General features: G+C 59.1%; 14 protein-coding genes. 12 read left to right on the plus strand and 2 right to left on the minus strand.

The genetic code is table 11. From position 1 onward, the window contains the following. Window positions 1-44: 44 nt before the first annotated feature. The 4 genes from AKU94_RS12270 to AKU94_RS12285 are packed head-to-tail and all read left to right on the plus strand — an operon-like array spanning window position 45 to window position 12,376. Window positions 45-6,365 (plus strand): type I polyketide synthase, encoded by a 6,321-nt coding sequence (locus AKU94_RS12270; protein WP_083445057.1) that lies wholly within the window; start codon window positions 45-47, stop codon window positions 6,363-6,365. Continuing rightward, window positions 6,366-7,328, plus strand: coding sequence for a glycosyltransferase (locus AKU94_RS12275; RefSeq protein WP_050527542.1), 963 nt, complete (start codon window positions 6,366-6,368; stop codon window positions 7,326-7,328). Window positions 7,329-7,365: 37 nt separating this feature from the next. Next, on the plus strand, window positions 7,366-11,880 hold the full coding sequence (locus AKU94_RS12280; protein ID WP_050527543.1) for a MupA/Atu3671 family FMN-dependent luciferase-like monooxygenase: 4,515 nt from the start codon (window positions 7,366-7,368) through the stop codon (window positions 11,878-11,880). Continuing rightward, window positions 11,873-12,376, plus strand: a complete 504-nt coding sequence (locus AKU94_RS12285) for a hypothetical protein (RefSeq protein WP_050527544.1) — start codon at window positions 11,873-11,875, stop codon at window positions 12,374-12,376. The genes AKU94_RS12280 and AKU94_RS12285 overlap by 8 nt, the downstream gene beginning before the upstream one ends. Window positions 12,377-12,405: 29 nt before the next feature. Here AKU94_RS12285 and AKU94_RS12290 read toward each other — a convergent pair whose 3' ends face one another. Together AKU94_RS12290 and AKU94_RS12295 are read right to left on the minus strand one after the other, a co-directional pair. Beyond that, entirely contained in the window at window positions 12,406-13,116 is a 711-nt protein-coding gene (locus tag AKU94_RS12290) for a response regulator transcription factor (RefSeq protein ID WP_050527545.1), read from the minus strand. Continuing rightward, window positions 13,113-15,038 (minus strand): PAS-domain containing protein, encoded by a 1,926-nt coding sequence (locus AKU94_RS12295; protein ID WP_050527546.1) that lies wholly within the window; start codon window positions 15,036-15,038, stop codon window positions 13,113-13,115. The genes AKU94_RS12290 and AKU94_RS12295 overlap by 4 nt, the downstream gene beginning before the upstream one ends. 176 nt (window positions 15,039-15,214) lie before the next feature. Here AKU94_RS12295 and AKU94_RS12300 point away from each other — a divergent pair, with 176 nt between their 5' ends. The 8 genes from AKU94_RS12300 (at window position 15,215) to AKU94_RS12335 (ending at window position 23,786) form a co-directional block, all read left to right on the plus strand. Further along, window positions 15,215-17,197, plus strand: a complete 1,983-nt coding sequence (locus tag AKU94_RS12300; protein WP_050527547.1) for a long-chain fatty acid--CoA ligase — start codon at window positions 15,215-15,217, stop codon at window positions 17,195-17,197. Continuing rightward, window positions 17,194-18,015 (plus strand): ABC transporter ATP-binding protein, encoded by an 822-nt coding sequence (locus AKU94_RS12305; RefSeq protein ID WP_050527548.1) that lies wholly within the window; start codon window positions 17,194-17,196, stop codon window positions 18,013-18,015. The genes AKU94_RS12300 and AKU94_RS12305 overlap by 4 nt, the downstream gene beginning before the upstream one ends. Before the next feature lie 24 nt (window positions 18,016-18,039). Further along, window positions 18,040-19,026, plus strand: a complete 987-nt coding sequence (locus AKU94_RS12310) for a branched-chain amino acid ABC transporter permease (RefSeq protein WP_050527549.1) — start codon at window positions 18,040-18,042, stop codon at window positions 19,024-19,026. Window positions 19,027-19,028: 2 nt separating this feature from the next. Further along, the gene (locus tag AKU94_RS12315; protein WP_050527550.1) at window positions 19,029-19,307 is read left to right on the plus strand and encodes a hypothetical protein; all 279 of its coding nucleotides are present in this window, start codon (window positions 19,029-19,031) and stop codon (window positions 19,305-19,307) included. After that, on the plus strand, window positions 19,307-20,383 hold the full coding sequence (locus tag AKU94_RS12320) for a branched-chain amino acid ABC transporter permease (RefSeq protein ID WP_050527551.1): 1,077 nt from the start codon (window positions 19,307-19,309) through the stop codon (window positions 20,381-20,383). Before AKU94_RS12315 ends, AKU94_RS12320 begins: the two co-directional genes overlap by 1 nt. Window positions 20,384-20,427: 44 nt before the next feature. Continuing rightward, entirely contained in the window at window positions 20,428-21,711 is a 1,284-nt protein-coding gene (locus tag AKU94_RS12325) for an ABC transporter substrate-binding protein (RefSeq protein WP_050527552.1), read from the plus strand. Window positions 21,712-21,780: 69 nt separating this feature from the next. After that, window positions 21,781-22,605, plus strand: coding sequence for an ABC transporter ATP-binding protein (locus AKU94_RS12330; RefSeq protein ID WP_050527553.1), 825 nt, complete (start codon window positions 21,781-21,783; stop codon window positions 22,603-22,605). 11 nt (window positions 22,606-22,616) lie between these two features. Next, complete coding sequence (locus tag AKU94_RS12335) at window positions 22,617-23,786, plus strand: phenylacetate--CoA ligase family protein (RefSeq protein WP_050527605.1); 1,170 nt, start codon at window positions 22,617-22,619, stop codon at window positions 23,784-23,786. Window positions 23,787-23,865: the final 79 nt, after the last annotated feature.

The raw sequence follows: 23,865 nt of genomic DNA on the forward strand, positions 1-23,865 counted from the left end.
CGTAATGAGTGACGCTTGAAAGGGCCTGGAAACTTAGCATGGCGATGGCAGTAAAGAATGTAGAGCTTGGTGAAAATGATATTGCGATTATCGGAATGGCTGCACATTTTCCAGGGGCCGGGTCAGTTGCGCAATATTGGTCCAATCTTGCGGCGGGCGTCGAAAGTGTTCGTCATCTGACGCAAGAGGAATTGCTTGCCGCGGGCGAAAGTCCTGCCCGTATGCGCCACCGCAACTATGTTCCCGCCGCCGCGCCGCTCGAAGGTTTCGACCACTTCGACGCAGAGTTTTTCGGCTTTTCTCCGAAAGAGGCCGCCATACTTGACCCCCAGCATCGTCAGTTTCTGGAGGTCGCCTGGGAGGCGCTTGAACACGCAGGCCATCCCCCCGAAAACTTTCCGGGCAACATCGGCGTCTATGGCGGCTGCGGCATGGGCAGCTATTTTTACTTCAACCTGTGCAGCAACCCGGGTCTGGTGGAAGATACGGGCATGTTCCTGTTGCGGCACACAGGCAATGACAAGGATTTCCTGACCACCCGTGTCAGCCATATTTTTGATCTCAAAGGCCCGAGCATCAACATCCAGACCGCATGTTCCACATCGCTTGTGGCGGTGCATTATGCGATTGAATCCCTGTTGATCGGCGAATGCGATATGGCGCTGGCGGGGGGCGTGACCATCGTGCTGCCGCAGGGCCAAGGCTACGTCTTTAATGACGGTGAGATCCTGTCTCCCGATGGGCATTGCCATGCGTTTGATGCCGCGGCACAGGGGACGGTGTTCGGTTCCGGTGCGGGTGTGGTTGTGCTGCGCCGTGCGGTGGATGCGGTGCGTGACGGCGATCATATCTGGGCCATTATCAAGGGGTCCGCCGTCAATAACGACGGGTCTGCAAAGGCCGGATATCTGGCCCCTTCGGTTGACGGGCAGGCGCGGGTGATCGCGGATGCCCAAGCCGTTGCGGGTGTGACGGCCGATACCATCGACTATGTCGAATGCCACGGCACCGGCACCTTCCTTGGCGACCCGATCGAGGTTGCCGCCCTGACCGAGGCTTTTGGTCGAACCACGGCAGAGACCGGATTTTGCCGCATCGGCTCGGTGAAAACCAATATCGGCCATCTGGATACGGCGGCGGGCGTGGCAAGTCTGATCAAGACCGGCCTCGCGCTGCATCACGGTCAAATCCCGCCCAGCCTGAACTTTACCGCACCGAATCCGTCGATTGATTTTGATGCCTCGCCCTTCCGCGTCAACGATAGGCTGACCGATTGGGCCCGCCGCAAAGGGCCGCGCCGTGCGGGCGTCAATGCCTTGGGCGTCGGCGGCACCAATGCGCATGTGATCTTGCAAGAGGCCCCGGACCGCGCCCCGTCAGGGGCCAGTGACTGGCCGTTCCAGCTGCTCGCGATCTCCGCCAAGTCCAAAGCCGCGCTGGACGGGCAGGCCAAGGCTCTTGCCGCCCATTTGCGCGCACATCCTGAACAACCGCTCGCCGATGTGGCATGGACCCTTAAACAGGGCCGCCGCGCGTTTGAGCATCGCCGTGTGATCGTCGCTGAAACCCATGACGCCGCCGCCGACCTGCTGGAAAACGCTGATCCCCGCCGGATCTGGAGCCATGCCGCGCTGGATGCGCCGGAGGTGGTCTTTATGTTCCCCGGAGGCGGTGCGCAATTTGCGGGCATGGCGCGCGATCTTTATCAGACAGAGCCTGAATTTGCCGATTGGATGGACCGCGGGCTTTCGGTTTTGCCGCCGGAACTGGATCATTTTATCCGCTCTCTCTGGCTTGCAGAGCCGGAGGATGAAGTGGCCGCGAATGAGGCGCTAAAGCGGCCATCGGTCCAGTTGCCTCTGATTATGATCACCGAATACGCTTTGGCAAAGCTCTATCAGTCCTGGGGAGTGGAGCCGACGGCCCTGGTCGGTCATTCAATGGGCGAAAACACTGCGGCCTGTCTTGCGGGTGTTCTGAGCTTTGAAGATTGCATCGGCTTGGTGCATCTGCGTGGCACCCTGTTTGATACCATCCCCAAAGGTGGTATGCTTTCCATTCCGCTGGATGAGGCAGAGATCCGGCCTATGCTGACGGCCGGGCTGGATATGGCGAGTGTGAACGCGCCGGGGCTTTGCGTTGTGTCCGGGCCTGATGCGGCCCTTGATGCGCTTGCGGCAACCCTTGCCGCGCAAGAGGTGGAGTGTCAGCGGATCGCCATTGATATCGCCGCCCATTCGCGCATGCTGGAACCGATTCTGGCGCGGTTTGGCGATTATCTGCGGTCGATACCGCTCCATGCGCCACAGATGCCGATTATCTCCAATACGACCGGGCAGGCATTGACGGCTGCACAAGCCACAAGCCCAGACTATTGGGTGGCCCATCTGCGCAATACGGTGAACTTTGCCGCCTGTATGGAAACGCTCAAAGCCCCTGACCGTGTCTTTATGGAGATGGGGCCAGGGCGCGCGATGTCGTCTTTGGCGCAAGCGAATGGGGTGTCTGCCGCGCAGGTTGTCCCTGCATTGCGCCACCCCGAACAAGTCATGCCGGATGATCAATGGCATCTCGCCACGATCGGGCGGCTTTGGGCCTGTGGGGTGAATGTCGATTGGTCGCAGATATGGGGGGATGCGGCGCGTCACCGTGTCCCTCTGCCGACCTACGCCTTTCAACGCAATCGGTATTTTATCGAACCGGGCAAAGAGGTCGCCGCCGCCCCGGATCTGCCGATGCGCCTTGAGGATATGGCTGATTGGGGCTGGCAACCCTATTGGCGTCCGCGGGCCGTTGATACCGAGTTTGACGTCGAGGCCGGGTTTGAGGGCCAGCCGCCCCAAACCTGGCTGGTGTTCATGGATGGGGACGGCTTGGCCGAAGCGGCTTTTGCCCCGCTGATCGCTGCTGGGCATAGGGTCATTCCGGTTCGTACGGGGGATGCTTTTGGCCCGGATGGCAAGGGGGGGTACCGTCTTGCGCCGGAACAGGGGGGCGAAGGCTATGCGGCAATGCTGCGGGATCTGATCTCGCAGGGGCGGGTGCCAACCCGTATCGCGCATTTCTGGCTGGTCACGGCGCAAGAGGCCTTCCGTCCCGGTTCCAGCTTTTTCCACCGCAATCTGGAACAGGGGTTTTATGCACTGATGTTTCTGGGGCAGGCGCTGGCCGAGGAAAACCTTGCCGTCCCGCCACATATTACGGTCTTTACCAATGGCGCCGCGCAGGTGCGTACAGAAGGGCTTGCCTATCCTGAAAAGGCGATGATAGCCGGGCCGGTGATGGTTATTCCGCGTGAGGTGCCGGGTGTAACCTGCTCTACCTGTGATCTGGTGTTGCCGGAAGTTCCGCGTCGGGGCAAAGCGGATTTCGCGACCCTCTTGCCCTTGGTGCAAGAGGAGCTTTTTGCCGCGCCAGCCAATACGGTTGCCGCGCTTCGCGGGGTGAAACGGTTGGAAAAATCGATCAAACCTGCGGTTTTGCCGGATGCAGGTTTGGATATGCCCTTGGGTGCGGCTGTCCTGTTTACGGGCGGCTTGGGCGGTATCAGCCTGACCTTGGCGGAAAAGCTGATCACGGATCACGGGGCCAAGATTGCCCTGATTTCCCGCCATGCCTTGCCGGATGTTGACCAATGGCCGGTCTATCTGGCGAAACTTGGCCCGAATGACCCCACGGCTCAGCGTATTATGGCGATGCAGCGGCTTCAGGCGCTGGGCGATGTTGCGGTGTTTGCGGCGGATGTGACCAATACGCAGGAAATGCAGGCGGCGGTGGCGCGGGCGACAGAACGCTTTGGCCCCATCCATACGGTCATCCATGCGGCGGGCGTGATTGACGATGGCCCGCTTCTGGACAAATCACCTGCACGGGTTGAGGGGGTGTTTGCGCCAAAACTGCATGGTACCAAAGTGTTGGAGGATATCTTTCCCGACGGTTCCATTGCGCGGCTGGTGCTGTTTTCCTCGACCTCTACCGTCACCGGATCTTTGGGGCAGGTGGATTATGTGGCGGCCAATGAATATCTCAACGCCTATGCGCAGGCGCGCAAGGGCGGCAGGACCCAAGTGACCGCACTGAATTGGGGGATATGGGCAGATGTCGGCATGGCGGCCAAGGCGCTTGCCGGTCCGGCCCCGGCACCACAAGAGCCGATAGAGGCGCAAATGCTGGATGCGGCGGGCTTTGACGCGGCAGGCCATCGTCAGTTTACCGCCCATCTGGGGCTTGATCGCTGGATTCTGGATGGCCACCGGACCAAGGACGGTCATGCGCTGGTCCCCGGCACCGGCTATCTGGAAATGGCGGCCGAGGCGATGGCCCATCAGGGCCAGCCAAGGTTTGAGGTGCGCGATCTTTATTTCTTCCGCCCGCTCGATGTGCCTGATATTCGCGCTACATTGGCACAAACCGATGAAGGCTATGAGTTTGAGCTGCGCTCTGCCGTGGATACCGACGGGCGCAGGGGCTGGCAGTTGAACGCGCAGGCACGGCTGTTGCCAATGGCGCAAACCGCCGGTGTCATTGACCCCGCCGCCATTGTGGAACGCTGTGGAGATTTGCAAACCGGCCCTCTACGCTCACCACAAGAGGCGCATCTGGACTTTGGCGCACGCTGGCAGGTGCTGGATGCGCAGGTCTACGGACGTGGTGAGGGTCTCGCATATCTCAGCCTGCCGCCCGAATATGCGGCAGAGGCAGGGCCGTGGCATCTGCATCCGGCACTGATGGATCTGGCGACCGGCTGGGCGATGGGTCTGATTGGTGGCTACAGACCGGATAGCCTTTGGGTGCCGGTGTCTTACCGTCGGGTCAGGGTCTATGATCGCCTGCCTGCACAGATCGTGTCCTGGGTGCGTGCCGCTGCGGCAAATCACGCCGGTGATCAGACCGCGGTCTTCGATGTCACATTGGCGGACCTGTCGGGCAGGGTGATTGTAGAGGTTGAGGGCTTTACCATCCGCCGCATGGATCGGGGGCTATCCTTTACCGCGCCCGATCCACGCGACCTGACCTTTGAGGATTCGCCCAAACGGCAACGCTCTGCGGCCGAGGAACGCTTTGCGCATAACCTGTCGCAGGGTATTCCGTCGCATTTGGGGGCCGAGGCGTTCGGGCGTGCCCTGTCTTTGCATGCCCCGCAGGTTATCGTTTCATCAATGGAACTGCCCATACTGATCGAGCAGGCCCAGCGGGTGGAGCCGAGTGTTCCCAAGGGTCAAAGTTTTGCGCGCCCTGATCTCAACAGTGACTATGTGGCCCCTCGAACCGATGTGGAACGTACCCTGACCGGCTTTTGGCAGGACCTGCTTGGCGTGGCGCAGGTCGGGGTGGAGGATGACTTTTTCGCCCTTGGGGGCCATTCGCTGATTGCGGTGCGCCTTTTTGCAATGGTGCGCAAAGCCTTCCATGTGGATTTTCCGATTTCGGTCTTGTTCGAGGCTCCGACGATTGCCGCCTGTGCCGCCATGATCGAGGAACACATCGGCCCGCAAGATAGCCCCGAACAGGTAGAGGAACCCAAGCGCCGTTTTACCCATGTGGTTGCGATGCATGAAGGGAATGGCGGGCCAAAGACGCCGTTATTCCTTGTGGCGGGGATGTTTGGCAATGTGTTGAACCTGCGCCATCTCGCGCAGTTGATCGGTAAGGACCGTCCGTTCTATGGCCTTCAGGCGCGGGGTCTTTATGGTGATGAGCCGCCCCACAGCACGATCCAGGAGGCGGCGGCGGATTACATCGCCGAGCTGCGTCAGGTTCAGCCGCATGGGCCGTATTTTCTGGGCGGGTTCTCGGGCGGTGGCTTGACCGCTTGGGATATGGCGCGCCAGCTTGAAGAGCAGGGGGAAAAGGTTGCGCTGCTGGTCTTGCTTGACACGCCCTTGCCGATGCGCCCCGGCCTGTCCAGCATCGACAAGGCCTATATCAAACTGGCGGAGCTGCGCAAACATGGCCCTGATTATGTGATTGATTGGGCGCGCTCGCGTTGGGAGTGGGAACGAAGCAAGAATAGCGCGGCCGAGACCGATGCCGAAGGAGCATTCCATAATGCCGCGATAGAGGCCGCATTCCGTGCCGCCTTGCCGCAATTTCCTTTGCTTTTGCGCAAGGGGCGTACTGTGCTGTTCCGCCCGCCGCTTGACCGGCATTGGGCGGTTAGCAACGGCCAGTGGGTCAGCCGTGCCAAAGAATATGTTTATCCCGATAACGACCTTGCCCGCTTTGCGCCCGCGCTTGAGGTCATAGAGGTGCCCGGCGACCATGACAGCATGGTCTTGGAGCCGAACGTCCGTGTGCTGGCAAGCGCCCTGCGCAAGGTGATTGCAAATTCAGAGATGGCAGATAAATCTGCGTCGGAGCAATGAATGAAAACTCTTTTAACGGTCATCCTGAATTGGCGCACTGCCGATATGACACTTCGCGCGGCCGAAGTCGCCCTGCGCGAAATGAAGGGCATCCCCGGTGCCTTGACCATCGTGGATAACGACAGTGGTGACGGCTCTTACGAGAAACTGTCTGCGGCTGTGGCCGAGCGTGGTTGGGACAGGAACGAGATTCCTGTGCGGGTGATCCAGTCAGGTCATAACGGCGGCTTCGGCGCGGGGAATAATGTGGGCATCCGTGCGGGCCTGCCCGATGGTGGCCGTCCCGATTATGTCTATATCCTCAACTCTGATGCCTTTCCGACGGAGGGGGCGATCCGGGCGCTTTACAATCATTTGAACGAGAATCCGCAGACGGGTTTTACGGGCAGCTATGTCCATGGCGAAGATGGCACCCCCCATCGCGCGGCCTTTCGCTTTCCCTCGATCGCGGGGGAGTTTGAAGGTTCTGTCCGCTTTGGTCCGGTGTCCCGTCTTTTGCACCGCTATATCGTGGCGCAACCGATTCCCGAGAAAACAACGCGCGTCGATTGGCTTGTCGGCGCCAGCTTGATGATGCGCCAGTCGGTGCTGGATGAGATTGGCCTGTTTGACAAAACCTTCTTCCTTTATTTCGAGGAAACGGAGCTTTGCCACCGTGCCGCCGTCGCCGGATATTCTTCTGATTTCGTACGCACAAGCACGGTCATGCATATCGGGTCGGTATCGACCGGCATGAAAACCTGGGCACGGATTCCGCAGTACTGGCTCGACAGCCGGTTTTATTATTTTACCAAAGTACATGGGCGCGGTTATGCCGCTCTTGCCACATTATCGCTCATTTCTGGGTCTATCTTATGGCGGTTGCGGCTGTTGTTTCAGCGCAAAGAGAGGGCAGATCCACCCCATTTTCTTCGGGATCTGATAGCCCATTCGGCGCGGTCCTTCTTTGGGCGTTGCGCTTAATTATGTGTGCCCCGCATGTTGCGGGAAGGAGTTAACGATGTCGGACGCCCTGATTTTTGGCAACCAATCCCTTACCATTCAATGCGCAGAAAGTGTTATTTATCAAGGTCATAGATTGGTTGCGGTGATCACGGAAAGCCCGGATGTGCGCGCTTGGGCGCAGGCGAACGGTATTCGTGTTGAGTTGCCAGAGGACGCGGATTCCCTCGATATCCATGTCGATTGGCTGCTTTCGATCGCTTATCTTCATGTAATTCCCGAATCGGTTCTGGCATTGGCGGATCAGGCGGTGAACTTTCACGACGGCCCCTTGCCGCGTTATGCAGGGCTCAACGCGCCGGTCTGGGCCATTCTGAATGGCGAGACGCAGCATGGCATCACATGGCACCGCATGGTTGCCGGTGTGGATAAGGGCGCTATTTTGGAACAGCGCCTGTTTGATATCGCCCCCGATGATACGGCGCTGACGCTGAACTCTAAATGTTTCGAGGCGGCGATTGAGAGCTTTCCTGCCGTTCTGGCCGCCCTGGCATCCAAGGCGCCGGGCACCGCCCAAGACCTGACGGCCCGCACCGAATACCGCCGCGCGGATCGCCCCGAAGCGGCTGCACGGCTGGACTTCAGCCAAACCGCCGAGCAGGTCTGTGCTTTGGTGCGCGGATTGGATCATGGTATCTATGCCAACCCTGTGGCGCTGCCCAAGCTGGAGGTGGATGACCGGATATTGCTGGTGACAGCGGCTGAGATTATTCGGGGACAGGGCGTGCCGGGGACGGTGCTTGTCGCAGCACCCGACGGGCTTTTTGTTGCCTGTGGGCAGGGCGCAATACGGCTTATGGGGTTGATGGACCTTGCCGGATATGCGGTTTGTCCGACCTCGCTGAATGCGACCAGCCTTGCCAGCCCCGGCGATGCGGCATCCGAAATTACCGAGGCCGTTGCCGCCGCCGCCCCGACCGAAGGGGTCATGCGCCGCGCTTTGGCTGCTATGACGGCGTTGGAGATGCCGCAGATCAAGGCCCCGACCACGGCAGATTGGCAAAGCCTGCCCTATGACGCCCCCTTATTTGCAACCGCGATCGGTGTGGCGCGCGCCTTGGGGCAGGATACGGTTGATCTTGCCGTCAAAAGCCCCAATCAGTCGCTGTATGTTTCCGGCTGGTCGCCGTTGCATGTCGATGCTAGCGGAACAATCGCACAGGCAGAGGCGGATTTGCCCCTGACCGCTGCTTTGCAGGCCCCCGGTTTCGCCGTTGACCTGCCGCGTCGTGATCCGGCGCTTGTCGCGCTACAAACGCCTTTGGTTGCGCTGTCGCTGGATGGTCCGCTGGCGGGTTCGGCGGTTACGGTTACGCCGGATGCGTTCCATTTTGACGCGGCCCGTATCAGTGCCGAAGATGCCGCCGCACTTGCTGCGCGCTTGACCGTTCTGGCAAAGGGACTTGCCGATGCGGACCCTGTTACGCCATGTGCCGCCTTGCCGATCATGCCCGAGGCAGAGCGTGATCTGATCCTAAACCGCTGGAATGATACGGCGGTGGATTATGACCGCAGCCTGACCATTCATCAGGCGTTTGAGGTGCAGGCCGCCAAAACGCCGGATGCGGTCGCTGTGGTGTTCGAATCCCAAAGCCTGACCTATGCAGAGCTGAATGCGCAGGCCAACCGTGCCGCGCATGTCTTGATGGAGATGGGCGTCGGGCCGGGGGTGTTGACCGGGCTTTATATCAACCGTTCGCTTCATATGCTGGTCGGCGCGCTGGCGATCTTGAAGGCGGGCGGGGCCTATGTTCCGATGGACCCTGCCTATCCGGCGGACCGGATTGCGCTTTTCATTGAGGATAGTGCGGCACCGGTGATCGTTACCCAGACGGCATTGACGGGTGGTTTGCCGGTGGGGCCGCAGGCCCTGTGCATTGATACGGACCCGCGCATTGCCGTGGCGCCTGAAACCAATCCTGACAGCGGCGTTACCAGTGCCGATCTGGCCTATATGATCTATACTTCCGGCTCTACCGGCAGGCCGAAGGGCGTGATGGTGGAACATGGCAATGTCGTGAACTTCTTTGTCGGGATGGACCAACGGATCGATCACGCCGAGGGGTCCGTCTTCTTGGGGATCACATCGCTCTCTTTTGACATTTCGGTATTGGAGCTGTTCTGGACGATCGCGCGCGGCTTCAAACTGGTGCTGACCTCGGATGAGAACCGGGCGCTTGTGTCGGCTGGGCCGGTTACGGGTGGCAAGGGGATGGATTTTTCCCTGTATTACTGGGGCAATGACGATGGTGCAGGCCCCAAGAAATACGAGATGTTGCTGGATGGCGCGAAATTTGCCGATGCAAACGGGTTTTGCGCGGTCTGGACGCCAGAGCGGCATTTCCACGCCTTTGGTGGCCCCTATCCTAACCCTTCAGTGACGGGGGCGGCCGTTGCGGCGGTCACCAAGAATATTGCCGTGCGTGCTGGCTCTTGCGTGGCGCCCTTGCACCATCCGGCGCGGATCGCCGAAGAATGGGGCGTTATTGACAATTTGACCAATGGGCGGGCGGGGCTTGCCTTTGCCTCGGGCTGGCACCCTGACGATTTCGTGCTGCGCCCTGAAAATATGCCGCCCAATAACCGTGATGCGATGTTTGCCGCGATTGATCAGGTGCGGCGGTTGTGGCGCGGGGATGTGGTGGATTTTCCGACGGCAGGGGGTTATTTTGGCGTGACGACGCAGCCGCGCCCGGTCTCCAAAGAGCTGCCCGTCTGGGTCACCACCGCCGGCAATCCCGCCACATGGCGAGAGGCGGGGGAAATCGGTGCCAATATCCTGACCCACCTGTTGGGCCAGACGATCGAAGAGGTCGGCGAAAAGATCAAGATCTATCACGCCGCCCTGCGCAAGGCCGGTCATAACCCCGATGACTTTAGCGTTTCACTGATGTTGCATACCTATGTTGCCGGTGACCGCGAAACGGCGCGGGATGGCGCGCGGGGCCCGATGAAGGATTATCTGAGCTCTGCCGCCGGTTTGATCAAGCAATACGCATGGGCCTTTCCGGCCTTCAAGAAGCCTGCGGGCATTGAAAAACCCACGGATATCGACCTGCAATCCCTTTCGGAAGAGGAAAACGAGGCCATCCTCGATTTCGCCTTCAACCGCTATTTTGAGGATGCAGGCCTGTTCGGCACGGTTGAGGATTGCCTCGCAAGGGTTACGCGCCTCAAACAGATCGGCGTGACCGAGGTGGCCTGTCTTATCGACTACGGGATTGCGACAGAACAGGTGATGGAGGGGCTGCAACCGCTGGCCGAGGTATTGCGTCGCTCAAATGTTTCGGGGCCTGCCGTGGATGACTTTTCGATCGCGGCACAGCTTGTCCGCCATAGGGTCACGCATTTGCAATGCACCCCGTCCATGGCGCGGATGATCGCGATGAATGAAGATAGCCGTGCGGCATTGGCGGGTGTCAAAACCCTTTTGCTCGGCGGCGAGGCGCTGTCGGTGGCCTTGGTGGCGGATCTGGGCGAGGCAACGGATGCGCGCATCGAAAACATGTATGGCCCGACAGAAACGACCATCTGGTCCACCACGGCCACGGCAGGGCAGGGTCCGGTCAACATCGGCACACCCATTGCCAACACGCAGGCCTATGTGCTGGATGACGATCTGAACCCTATTTCCGCAGGCGTGGCGGGCGAACTTTGGATCGGTGGCGAAGGGGTCACGCGCGGCTATTGGCAGCGCGACGATCAAACAGCCAGCCGTTTCCTGCCCAACCCGTTTCATGCGGGGCGTATGTACCGCACCGGCGACCTTGCGTGTTGGAATGGAAATGGCACGCTTGTTTTTCTGGGTCGTACCGATCATCAGGTCAAGTTGCGCGGCCACCGGATTGAGCTGGGTGAGGTCGAGGCCGTGCTGGAGGCACATCCTCAGGTGTTGCAGGCCGTCGTCATGGCGCGCGAAGATACGGCCGGAGATTTGCGTCTTGTGGCCTATCTGCGCGGCACCGCACCCGAGGCAGAGTTGCGCGATGTCATCGGGCAGTCGTTGCCCGCGTATATGGTCCCGCAGCATTTCGTGACGCTGGACAGTTTCCCGCTGACACCCAACCGCAAGGTCGACCGCAAGGCACTGCCCGCCCCGCTCAGTGCGGCACCAAAGGTCGCGGCCTATGTTGCGCCCTTAGGCGTGGCGGAGGCGCTGGCGGCCGTATGGTCGAATGTATTGGGTGTCTCGAAAGTCGGGGCCAAGGATAACTTTTTCGCTTTGGGTGGCCATTCGCTTTTGGCCGTGCAGGCCCACCGAGAGATTAGGGCCAGCTTAGGTTTGGACAAGCTATCGATTACCGATATTTTCCGCTTTCCGGTGTTGGAGAAACTGGCCGCCCATATTGAATCCACGATGGAGGCTTCCGTTGGCGCGACACCGGCCCCCGCGCAGGCCGTCATGCCGCCGCAGGTTCAACCTTCGGTTCACGCCGCCCCGCCCGCAGGTCCAAAGCGGACCGATGCAATGGCGCGGCGGCGTGCGATGCGATCTGCACGGCTAGGTGATTGACCTTAGAAAACTTTTATCTGCGGCGCGCGCGATTGCGCCGCAGGGGATCGCCATCGCGGCAAACGATCCAACCGCCCCCGCCCCTGCGCTGTGGCCGGGTGAGGTTTTAACGCGTGCGGCCCCCGCACGGGCGATGGAATTCGCGGCGGGGCGTGCCGCTGCGCGTGTGGCAATGGCGGGATTTGGCCTTGCCAGTGCCATTCCAATGGGGGTCGCCCGTGCGCCGGTTTGGCCCAAGGGCGTCAGCGGCTCTATCTCCCACAGCACGATCCTGATTGGTATCGATCTGGAAGAGGCGACCCCATTGGAATACGACCTGTGGGATCTTGTTTTAACATCGTCAGAACGCGCGGAGTTAGGTGGCGGGCTGGACGCCAAACTGGTATTTCCGCCAAAGAGGCCGCCTATAAGGCGCAATACGCAAGATCCGGAACCCTGTTGGGCTTTGACGCGCTGTTGCAGCGATGGTTTTGTCAAAGCAAGGGCCATTTTCTGACCCTCGTCACGGGGTCATCCGGCATTGGGTCAGGCCCAGACAACATCGCCCAAAAAGATATAGCCCGCGCCATAGATTGTCTTGATCAACAACGGGTTCTTAGGATCTTCGCCTAGTTTGGTGCGCAGCCGTGAAATCCGCACATCCATCGCACGGTCAAAGCTGTCACCTGCCGCGCCGCCAAGGCTTTCTTGCATTTGTGCGCGGGAAATCAAACGTTTGGGGGACTCTAGAAACAGGCGCAACACCTCACCCTCGGCATGGGAAAAGGCAACTTCGGTTCCGTCCTTGTTGACCAGAAGATAGCGGTCGAACAGGGCGGTCCACCCCTCAAAGCGCGCCTCTTGGGCAACACGTTCAGTATTGCTGCGGCCTTTGCGCAAATGGGCGCGCACGCGGGCGACCACCTCGGCGGGATCAAAGGGTTTGATGATGTAATCATCGGCCCCAAGTTCCAACCCTGTCACGCGATCCTGCACCTGTGCGCGCCCTGAAATGATGATGATAACCGCCCCCGACTCCAGCGCCAGACGGTGGACAAGCGCCAGCCCGTCACGGTCGGGCAGCCCCAGATCGACCAGGCATACATCCGGGGTCACGCGGTTCAGCGCGGCTTCGAATTCGGTTGCACGGGCATAGGCGAGGGTGCGTAGGCCGGCCTCTTCCAGCGCGTCCTGCAGCATGCGGCGAATTTCGGGTTCATCATCCAGAATGGCGACAAGGGGGGCTGTTGCGGTCATGGTGCCTCGGGGATCAAAAGGGCGGCAAGTTGGGCCGCGTCGAAAGGTTTGGACAGCACAGGAAACTGTGCAGCGGCGCGGGCACGAAGCGGGTTTGGGGGCGGCAGAGAGGTCATCAAAAAGCATCGCCCCTTCATGCCGTTCTGCGCAAGGGTTTCCACAAGATCCACCCCTGTCAGCTTACCGGGAAGGGAAATATCGCTTAGCACCATGGTCAGGCCCGGCAGGCTGGCAAGGGCAAGCCCCTCATCGGCGGTGCTTGCCTCAATCACGGAATGGCCCATGGCGCGCAGCATCTCTCGCACGTCTTCGCGGATTTCGATCCGGTCTTCGACCAGCAGCACCATTCCGGGTTCGATGGCCTTGTGAACGGGGCGCAATGGCAGGCGCAGTGTGACTATACCGCCGCCTGTGGGGCGGTTGCGCAGCCGCACGGTGCCGCCCGCCAAGGTGATCTGATCATAGATCATCGCCAATCCAAGGCCGGACCCTTCGCCGCCTTTGGTGGTGAAAAACGGGTCCAGCCCACGTTCCAGCGCGATATCGGAAAATCCGGGGCCGTCATCCTCAACCACCAGTTCCAGCCAGGTTTCGCGCAGCGCGCGGGCGGTCAGGGTGATCTTGCCCGCCTTGCTGCCCATCGCATCGCGGGCATTGAGCACCAGATTTACCAGCGCATCCTGCAACATGCCCGCATCCAGCAGCAAGGGGGCCTCCAGCCCTTCGCGGGCCATCCAAAGGGTGATCTGTTCGGGCAGGATCGGATCCGCAAGGACTGACAGATCGGTCAGAAACTGGCGCATATCGGTGACAACGGGCCGCAGCTCCCGCTTGCCGGAAATCCCCGCGATCCTGTCCAGCAAAGTGCCCCCGCGGCGGGCGGCGGCGATGGTGGCTGCCACAATCTCGGCGGCATTGCCCGGCAATGAAACCCGTTCCAGACGTCCTTGCAGCCCCAGAATGATGGTCAGCAGATTGGCGAAGTCATGGGCAAGGCCGCTGGTCAGCTGTGCGGCCAGTTCGCGTTTGCGGGTCTGCATCAGGGCAGAGCGTGCCTGCACCTCTTCGGTCACGTTCATCGCCAGAATATAGACGCCGTTTATCGGGCCGCCATTGGTTTGATCAGGGGTAAAGGCCGCGCGGATACGCCGCCCGTTCGCATCATCGGCAAATTCGAAAACCGAAGCTTCGCCATTCAACGCGCGCAACAGATAGGGCTCAATCTTGTCAAAGGTGGTGTCGCCCAAGGCCTCGCGGCCCGTCAGGCCCATAATGCTTTGCGGGCGTCCGACACCGGGCATGACGGACGACAGGCGCCGGTTGGTATAGGTATAGCGCAATTCGCGATCGACATGGGCGATATGGGCGGGCATCATCTCGGTGGTCAGGCGGGTGCGGGCCTCCATTTCCATCAGCTGGCGTTTGGTTTCCTCTAGCGCGATATTGGCCGAGGCAAGCTGCCGGTTGGCTTGCGACAGACGCTCGGCGTTGGCCAGAACCTGCCCGGATAATTCCTCCGATCTTGCGCGCAGCAAGCCTTCCTGGACCTTGATCTCGGTGATGTCGGTATAGACCGTGATCCAGCCGCCTGTGGTCAAAGGTGCGCCCTCGACCGAAACCCAGCGGCCATTGGGGCGCATCCGTTCCAGATAGTGCGGCTCAAAGGCGCGGGCGGCCTCGACCCTTGCTGCAATAGCCTCTTCGACGTCTTCGACTTCGCCGTATTCACCGCGCCCGACCAGAAAGCGGATCGTATCCTCAAACAGCGCACCCCGGGTGGACAGGGAATCCGGCAGGTTGAACATCTCGCAAAAGCGACGGTTGCAGACCGCAAGCCGCAAGTCGCTGTCATAGATCGAAAGCGCCTGCTGGATCAGATTCAATCCGGCGGCAGTCATTGCGGTGGTGATATCCTGTCCCATTGCGCAGATCCTCCTTTCACTGGTTAGCACCGCAGGTCGGTTCCGCGAAAGCGCAAATCACGTCTGTAACAATTCGCAAGGTTTGCGAAAAAGTCACGCAAGTATTGCAGGCGACCTATAGGATTAACAAGCGAGGGATGGTGAACGAATCATTTCTGCACCAAGGGGGGACTTGAATGAAAGCGACACAGGCACAGGCTGGTCTTGCCTCTATCCCTGCGCTTCTTGCGCGCAACGTGGCACAGCATGGCAGTAAGCCTGCGTACCGCGAAAAGGAATTCGGGATCTGGCAAAGCTGGACATGGGCGCAGGCCGATGCCGAAATTCGTGCGATGGCGATGGGGTTTATGGCACTCGGCCTTAATCGGGGGGATTATGTCGCTGTTATTGGCCGTAACCGCCCCCAGCTTTATTGGGCGATGGTTGCGGCACAGATGTGCGGGGCCATTCCGGTGCCGCTATACCAGGATGCCGTGGCGCAAGAGATGGCCTTTGTGCTGGACCATTGCGGCGCGCGTTTCGTTGTGTGCGGCGATCAGGAACAGGTCGACAAGATCCTTGAAGTGGAAAGCGAATGGCTGACCGAGGATCAAAAACCGAGCGTTGAGCAGATCGTCTATGTCGATAAGCGCGGGATGCGGAAATACGATCATTCGCGGATGAATGCGATGGCCGATGTGATCGCCGAAGGGCAGGCCGCACATCACCGCTTTGAGGCAGAGCTGACCGCACGCACCGCCGAGCTTGATTATAATTCCACCTGCGTGATGCTTTATACATCCGGCACCACCGGCAAGCCCAAGGGCGTGGTGCTGTCCAATCGCAATATTATCGAGACATCCAAAAACACTGCCGATTTTGACCATCTTCGGGCGGGGGATGAGGTGCTTGCCTATCTGCCAATGGCATGGGTCGGCGATTTCATCTTCTCGATGGGTCAGGCGATGTGGACCGGTTTCTGTGTGAACTGCCCGGAATCGGCGGCCACCATGATGACCGACCTGCGCGAGATCGGTCCGACCTACTACTTTGCCCCGCCGCGCGTTTTTGAGGGCCAGCTGACCAATGTGATGATCCGAATGGAGGATTCGGGCCGTTTCAAGAAATGGCTCTTCGATAAATATATGGCTGTGGCGCGCCGTGTTGGTCCCGATATTCTGGACGGAAAGCCGGTATCGGCAGCGGATAAATTCGCCTATTGGCTTGGGGATATTCTGGTCTACGGGCCGTTGAAAAACACGCTGGGGTTTTCGCGCGTGCGCGTGGGCTACACGGCAGGTGAGGCGATCGGCCCCGAGATTTTCAGCTTTTACCGCTCGCTCGGGATCAACCTCAAACAGCTTTACGGCCAGACAGAGGCTTCGGTGTTCATCACCCAGCAGCCTGACGGTCAGGTGCGCGCAGATACAGTTGGCGTGCCTTCGCCGGGGGTTGAGGTGAAAATCGCCGATAATGGCGAGGTATTTTACCGCAGCCCCGGCACGTTTGAGAGTTACTATAAAAACCCCGAAAGCACCGCCTCGACCAAAGATCCCGAGGGTTGGGTTGCCACCGGCGACGCGGGCTTTTTCGAGGAAGACACCGGCCATCTGCGCATTATCGACCGTGCCAAGGATGTGGGCAAAATGGCCGATGGCAGCCTGTTCGCGCCGAAATACGTTGAAAACAAGCTGAAATTCTATCCTTCGATCCTGGAGGCCGTGGTTTTCGGCGCGTCCCGCGATTTCTGCACCGCCTTTATCAACATTGACCTTAATGCTGTTGGTAACTGGGCAGAGCGTAACAACATCGCCTATTCCAGCTATCAAGAGTTATCGCAGCATCCGCGCGTGTTGGAAATGATCACGGGCCATGTGTCGGAGGTGAACGAATCCGTGGCCGCCGATCCGATGTTGTCGGGCTGTCAGGTGCACCGCTTCCTTATCCTGCATAAGGAGTTGGATGCCGATGACGGCGAGATGACCCGCACACGTAAAGTGCGCCGCAAAGTGGTGGAGGATAAGTTCTCCGACCTCGTGGGCGCGCTTTATGGCGGGAAATCCGAAATCTATACCGAGACCGAAGTCACCTATGAGGACGGTCGCAAGGGCGCCATCAAAGCCACGCTGACGCTGGCTGATGCCGCCGTGGCCCCCGCACAAAAGGTTGCCGCAGAATGAATATCCAGAACCCAGACGGCTATACCACCGCAGACGGTCGCGAAATCGGCGGCGTGATGATGGAAATGAAGAATATCACCCTGCGCTTTGGTGGCGTGGCGGCGATTACCGATATTTCCTTTGACATCCGCCAAGGCGAGATCCGCGCAATCATTGGCCCCAATGGTGCCGGTAAATCCTCTATGCTCAACGTCATCTCGGGGTTTTATGTCCCGCAAGAGGGCGAAGTGTGGTTCCACGGATCGCGCCGCCCGGCGATGAAGCCCTATCAGGTTGCCGCCCAAGGCATCGCCCGCACCTTTCAGAATATCGCCTTGTTCGAGGGGATGACGGTGCTGGACAATATCATGACTGGCCGTCTGACGCAGATGAAGTCGGGGATGCTTGCCCAAGCCCTTTGGTGGGGCAAGGCGCAGGCCGAGGAAACCGCGCACCGCGAAAAGGTCGAAAAGGTTATCGACTTTCTGGAAATCCAGCATATCCGCAAAACCCCTGTGGGCCGTTTGCCTTACGGGTTGAAAAAGCGGGTGGAACTGGCGCGCGCCTTGGCCGCCGAGCCGAAGCTTTTGCTGTTGGATGAGCCGATGGCAGGGATGAACGTCGAGGAAAAAGAGGACATGTCCCGCTTTATTCTGGATGTGAATGATGAATTCGGCACCACAATTGCCCTTATCGAACATGATATGGGCGTGGTGATGGATCTGTCCGACCGTGTGGTCGTGATGGATTACGGCAAGAAGATCGGCGATGGCACCCCGGATGAGGTGCGCAATAACCAAGCCGTGATTGATGCATATCTGGGGGTGTCACATGACTAACCACCAAAATCTGGGGGATTTCTGATGCCCGATACCTTCTTTTTCGCAGCCGAGGTGATGATCAACGGCCTGATGGCGGGGATTATGTACAGCCTCGTCGCCTTGGGCTTTGTGCTGATCTTCAAGGCCTCTGGTATCTTTAACTATGCCCAAGGTGTGCTGGCGCTGTTCGCGGCGCTGACGCTGGTGGGCTTGCAAGACGGGCAAATCCCGTTCTCCCATGTGATCAATGCTATTTTCGGCACAGAGTTGCATCACTTTGGCTGGACTTTGCCGGCGATCGTTGCCATCGCGCTGACGGCGCTGGTCATGGTCGGCATGGCGATTGTGATCGAGCGTTATATCCTCAAGCATCTGGTCAACCAGGAACCAATTATCCTGTTCATGGCGACCATTGGCCTTGCCTATTTCCTTGAAGGTCTGGGCGATGTGCTTTGGGGTTCCGACATCAAGAAAATGGATGTGGGCCTGCCGCAGGGTATCTCGGAAACCATTGAGACCGTTACCTATAACTGGTTCGGCTATGGCTTCTTTATCGACAAGCTTGATATCGTTGCGGCGCTGGTTGCCGCGGCCCTGGTGATCGCACTGACCCTGTTTTCGCAATACACCAAATACGGCCGTGCGTTGCGGGCTGTGGCCGATGACCACCAAGCAGCCCTTTCGGTGGGCATCAGCCTGCGGTTCATTTGGGTGCTGGTCTGGTCGATTGCGGGCTTTGTGGCGCTGGTTGCGGGCATCATGTGGGGGTCAAAATCCGGTGTGCAGTTCTCGCTGTCGCTGATCGCGCTTAAGGCACTTCCGGTGCTGATGCTGGGGGGGTTCACCTCTATTCCTGGTGCGATTGTTGGCGGGTTGATCATCGGCATGGGCGAGAAACTTTTTGAATTCGCCATCGGCCCGATGATCGGCGGGGCGACTGAAAACTGGTTTGCCTATGTGCTGGCGCTCTTGTTCCTCGTGTTCCGGCCCCAGGGCCTGTTCGGCGAAAAAATCATCGAGAGGGTGTGACGATGAAAACCACCCCTTTCAAGAAGTTTATCGCGATATTGAATGTTATTGCATGGGCGGGGTTCTGGGCCTTTGGCTATCTTGCCCTGACGGCTGAGACCCAGAACATTGACCAGATCACCACAGCCTTTGTCCTTGCGGCTCTGGGTGGGATGATCGGCATCTGGGCCTATCTGCAACTGGTTCGCTATGCGGAGGCGAGCGGTTATGCCCAGCCCCCCCAAACCGCCGATAGATCGCATCTTGAGGCCGAATTTCTAGCGTCGGAAGGGAATAACTGATGTTTTACCGTGAGGCAGGTGATTTCAAGACCACCTACAGTGAGGACAGCCAAACCTTCCCGATCAAATTTGACCGCATCCGCTATTATGCGGTGCTGGCCGTGGCCTTTGGTATTATCCCGTTCTTTATCAATGATTATTGGGCCAACGCGGTGTTTGTGCCCTTCCTGATCTATGCGATTGCCGCCATCGGGTTGAATATTCTTGTCGGCTATTGCGGACAGCTTTCGCTTGGGACGGGCGGCTTTATGGCCGTGGGCGCCTATGCGGTTTACAAGCTGATGACCGCCTTCCCCGAAGTGTCGATTTTTATCCACGTCATTCTGGCGGGCGGGATCACGGCCGGTGTGGGTGTGCTTTTCGGTCTGCCAAGCTTGCGGATCAAGGGGTTCTACCTTGCGGTGGCCACTTTGGCGGCGCAGTTCTTCCTTGTCTGGCTGTTCAACAAGGTGCCGTGGTTTTACAACTATTCCGCCTCGGGTCAGATTTCCGCGCCAGAGCGTGATATCCTTGGCATTGTCATCACCGGGCCGGACACTACTGCGGCGGCGAAATACCTGTTCTGTGCTGTGATGTTGCTTTTGGTGGCATGGCTGGCCCGCAACCTGACGCGTGGTACGATCGGGCGCAAATGGATGGCGATCCGCGACATGGATATCGCGGCCGAGATCATCGGCGTGAACCCGCTGCGCGCCAAGCTGTCTGCCTTTGCCGTGTCCAGCTTTTTCATCGGCATCGCGGGCGCTTTGTTCTTTGCGGTCTATCTGGGGGCTGCCGAGGTTGGTGAAAGCTTTGGCATTCAGAAGTCCTTTTTGATCTTGTTCATGATCATCATTGGCGGACTCGGCTCTGTCTTTGGCAGTTTGGCAGGGGCGGCGTTTTTGGTGCTGTTGCCGGTGTTCTTGAAGAACGTGCTGGTTGGCGGCTTTGGCTGGCCCACGGACCTTGCCGCGCATATCGAGTTGATCATCATCGGTGCTCTTATCATCATATTCCTGATTGCCGAACCGCATGGCATTGCCCAGCTTTGGCGCTTGGCAAAAGAGAAATTACGGCTTTGGCCTTTCCCGCACTAGGGGCAGTCCGCATTACAAAAACCAACTCTGGGAGGAGACTTGAGATGAAAATGAATTTTGCTGCCCTGACTGCTGCCGCCATGATGGCCGCGGCCCCCGCGATGGCCGATCTGGTCGTGCCGAACCTGTCCTATCGCACCGGGCCTTATGCGCCGGGCGGTGTGCCCTATGCGGATGGTTTTCAGGATTATTTCACCTTGCTGAACGAACGCGATGGCGGCATCGGCGGTGAGATTGTGCAAGTGCCGGAATGCGAAACCGCCTATAATACCGAAAAAGGCGTGGAATGTTATGAGGCGACAAAAGGCAACAACGCGCTTGCCTTCAACCCGCTTTCGACCGGCATCACCTATCAGTTGATCCCAAAGGTCACCTCGGATGGCAGCACGCTTTATACACCTGGTTATGGCCGTACTTCGGCGTCCAACGGCAAGGTATTTTCTAACGTTTTCAACTATCCGGCAAACTACTGGACTGCGGCAAGCGTTGCGATCAATTACCTGCTGGCGGAAAACGGGGGCGACCTGAAGGGCAAGAAGATTGCGCTGGTCTATCACAACTCGTCTTATGGCAAAGAGCCGATCCGCACATTGGAAGAGCTTTCGAAAAAGCACGGGTTTGAGTTGATCCAGTTGCCGGTTGAGCATCCGGGCCAAGAGCAAAAGTCGCAATGGCTGCAAATCCGCCGCGAAAAGCCCGATAACGTCATCATGTATGGCTGGGGCGTGATGAACGCGGTGGCCATTCAAGAGGCTGCGAACATCCGCTATCCGATGGATCAGTTTATCGGCATCTGGTGGTCGGGCGCTGACCATGACGTCTTGCCTGCGGGCGATGGCGCGAACGGCTATAAGTCGCTGGCGATGCATGGCACGGGGATGGATTATCCGGTCTATGCCGACCTCAAGAAGTATGTCGCCGATGCGGGCAAAGGTGCTGGCGCGGGCGATCAGGTTGGTGGCGTGCTTTATTCGCGCGGCATGTATGCGGCAATGATCATCGCCGAGGCTTTGCGCACAGCACAGGAAATGGCGGGCACATCGCAGGTGACGCCTGCACAGGTGCGCGACGGGTTTGAGAACCTTGAGATCACCGAAGAGCGCATGGAAGAGCTGGGCCTGCCAGACTTTGGCCAGGCCTTCAAAGCGACATGTGAAGATCACGGTGGCCCCGGCAAGGCGCGCATCCAGCAATGGGATGCAACCGCCAAAACCTGGACCCTGATTTCTGATTGGATTGAACCGGACATGGATGTGATCCAGCCGCTGATCCTTGAGGATTCCGAGGCCTATGCCGCGGAAAACAACATCGAGCAGCGCTGCAACTAATCAAGAAACCCCGGCCGGTGCTTATGGCGTCGGCCGGGGATCACGCCCCTTTTTGCAAAGATGAAGCCCATGCTGGACGCACCCCAAACCTCGGATACGTTGCTGGACGTCAACAATATCGAGGTGATCTACAATCACGTCATCCTCGTGTTGAAGGGCGTCAGCCTGACGGTGCCCAAAGGCCGGATTACCGCGCTTTTGGGTGGTAACGGGGCTGGAAAAACCACGACACTCAAGGCCATTTCCAACCTGCTTCATTCCGAACGCGGAGAGGTCACCAAGGGCAGTATTTCCCTTAAGGGCAAGAATATCGCCAACCGCGATCCGGCAGAAATGGTGCGCAATGGCGTCATTCAGGTGATGGAGGGCCGCCATTGTTTTGAGCATCTGACGGTTGAGGAAAACCTGCTGACCGGCGCCTATACGCGCACGGACGGGGCAGGGGCCGTCGCCGCCGATCTTGAGATGGTCTATAATTATTTCCCCCGTTTGCGCGAGCGCCGTAAATCCCAAGCGGGCTATACCTCGGGGGGGGAACAGCAGATGTGCGCCATGGGCCGCGCCTTGATGAGCCGCCCCGAGATGATCTTGCTGGATGAGCCATCGATGGGCCTTGCCCCGCAGTTGGTGGAACAGATTTTTGAGATCGTGAAAGCGGTGAACGCGAATGAAGGTGTGACCTTCCTTTTGGCGGAACAGAACACCAACGTCGCCCTGCGCTATGCCCATACCGGATATATTCTGGAATCCGGTCGTGTGGTGATGGAAGGCACGGCACAGGAACTGCGCGAAAACCCGGACGTAAAGGAATTCTACCTCGGCATGTCCGACAAGGGTCGCCGCTCATTCCGTGATGTCCGCAGCTACCGCCGCCGCAAGCGGTGGCTGGCATGAAGGATCAAACCATGACCCATTTCGATGCGCTGGAGACCCGCAGTCAGGACGCCCGTGAGGCCGATCAACTGGCGCAATTGCGTGCCCAGCTTGCCCGTGTCGGCCAGCCAGAGGTCAACAGCCTGTCCGATCTGGTCAAGCTGCCGGTTCTGCGCAAGGCGGATCTTTCGGCGCGGCAAAAGGCGAACCCGCCGCTGGGGGGTATCCCGACCCAGAATATCACCCATATCTTTCAATCCCCCGGCCCGATCTATGAGCCTTGCGGTAAAAGCCATGACTGGTGGCGGATGGGCCGGTTCTTGCATGCATGCGGGATTGGTGCGGATGATATCGTGCAAAACTGTTTTGGCTATCATCTGACCCCTGCGGGTATGATTTTTGACTCCGGTATTCTGGCGGTTGGCGCGCGTGTGATCCCCGCAGGCATCGGCCAGACCGAGCTACAGGTCCGTGCTGCCGTCGATATCGGGGCCACTGCCTATGCCGGTACGCCCGATTTCCTGAAGATTATCCTGGATAGGGCTGATGCCATGGGGGAGGTGCTGAAAATCACCCGTGCCGCCGTGGGGGGCGGGGCGTTGTTCCCATCGCTACGTCAGGAATATGCGGATCGCGGCATCCAGACCCTGCAATGCTATGCGACGGCTGATCTTGGCAATATCGCCTACGAATCCGCCGCGATGGAAGGGATGATACTGGATGAGGGCGTAGTCGTTGAAATCGTGCGCCCCGGTACCGGCGATCCGGTCGCCGTGGGTGAGGTTGGGGAGGTCGTGGTGACCACCCTCAACCCCGATTACCCGTTGATCCGTTTTGCCACCGGCGATCTCTCCGCACTGTTGGAGGGTACAAGCCCTTGTGGTCGCACCAATGCCCGCATCAAGGGCTGGATGGGGCGCGCCGATCAGACCGCCAAGATCAAGGGTATGTTCGTGCGCCCCGAACAGGTCGCAGCCTTTGTCGCGGCCCATGATGAGGTGGTGCGCGCGCGCGTGATCGCCACCCGCAAAGGGGAAATGGACGAGATGACCGTTAAGGTGGAAACCCGCGCCTCTAACCCCGCCCTCTATGAAGGCAGCGTTATGGAAACCCTCAAGCTGCGTGGCAAGGTGGAGCTGGTCCCCCCGGGGACCTTGCCCAATGATGGTTTGGTGATCGAAGACCTGCGCAAATACGATTGATCCTTGTGCGCGGGGGCTTGCTCCCCGCGCCCGAGGTTTAGGCAGAAAACGCCACGGACAAAAGAAATCTGCATCGCGG

This window comes from Pseudorhodobacter aquimaris (genome assembly GCF_001202025.1).
Classification (GTDB): domain Bacteria; phylum Pseudomonadota; class Alphaproteobacteria; order Rhodobacterales; family Rhodobacteraceae; genus Pseudorhodobacter; species Pseudorhodobacter aquimaris.

Excerpts from the sequence above, each read along its gene's own strand:
- AKU94_RS12335 (WP_050527605.1), top strand. The coding sequence starts at position 22,617 with ATGACCCATTTCGATGCGCTGGAGACCCGCAGTCAGGACGCCCGTGAG.
- AKU94_RS12325 (WP_050527552.1), top strand. The coding sequence starts at position 20,428 with ATGAAAATGAATTTTGCTGCCCTGACTGCTGCCGCCATGATGGCCGCG.
- AKU94_RS12300 (WP_050527547.1), top strand. The coding sequence starts at position 15,215 with ATGAAAGCGACACAGGCACAGGCTGGTCTTGCCTCTATCCCTGCGCTT.
- AKU94_RS12330 (WP_050527553.1), top strand. The coding sequence starts at position 21,781 with ATGCTGGACGCACCCCAAACCTCGGATACGTTGCTGGACGTCAACAAT.
- AKU94_RS12290 (WP_050527545.1), bottom strand. The coding sequence starts at position 13,116 with ATGACCGCAACAGCCCCCCTTGTCGCCATTCTGGATGATGAACCCGAA.
- AKU94_RS12315 (WP_050527550.1), top strand. The coding sequence starts at position 19,029 with ATGAAAACCACCCCTTTCAAGAAGTTTATCGCGATATTGAATGTTATT.
- AKU94_RS12280 (WP_050527543.1), top strand. The coding sequence starts at position 7,366 with ATGTCGGACGCCCTGATTTTTGGCAACCAATCCCTTACCATTCAATGC.
- AKU94_RS12275 (WP_050527542.1), top strand. The coding sequence starts at position 6,366 with ATGAAAACTCTTTTAACGGTCATCCTGAATTGGCGCACTGCCGATATG.
- AKU94_RS12310 (WP_050527549.1), top strand. The coding sequence starts at position 18,040 with ATGCCCGATACCTTCTTTTTCGCAGCCGAGGTGATGATCAACGGCCTG.
- AKU94_RS12320 (WP_050527551.1), top strand. The coding sequence starts at position 19,307 with ATGTTTTACCGTGAGGCAGGTGATTTCAAGACCACCTACAGTGAGGAC.
- AKU94_RS12305 (WP_050527548.1), top strand. The coding sequence starts at position 17,194 with ATGAATATCCAGAACCCAGACGGCTATACCACCGCAGACGGTCGCGAA.
- AKU94_RS12270 (WP_083445057.1), top strand. The coding sequence starts at position 45 with ATGGCAGTAAAGAATGTAGAGCTTGGTGAAAATGATATTGCGATTATC.
- AKU94_RS12295 (WP_050527546.1), bottom strand. The coding sequence starts at position 15,038 with ATGGGACAGGATATCACCACCGCAATGACTGCCGCCGGATTGAATCTG.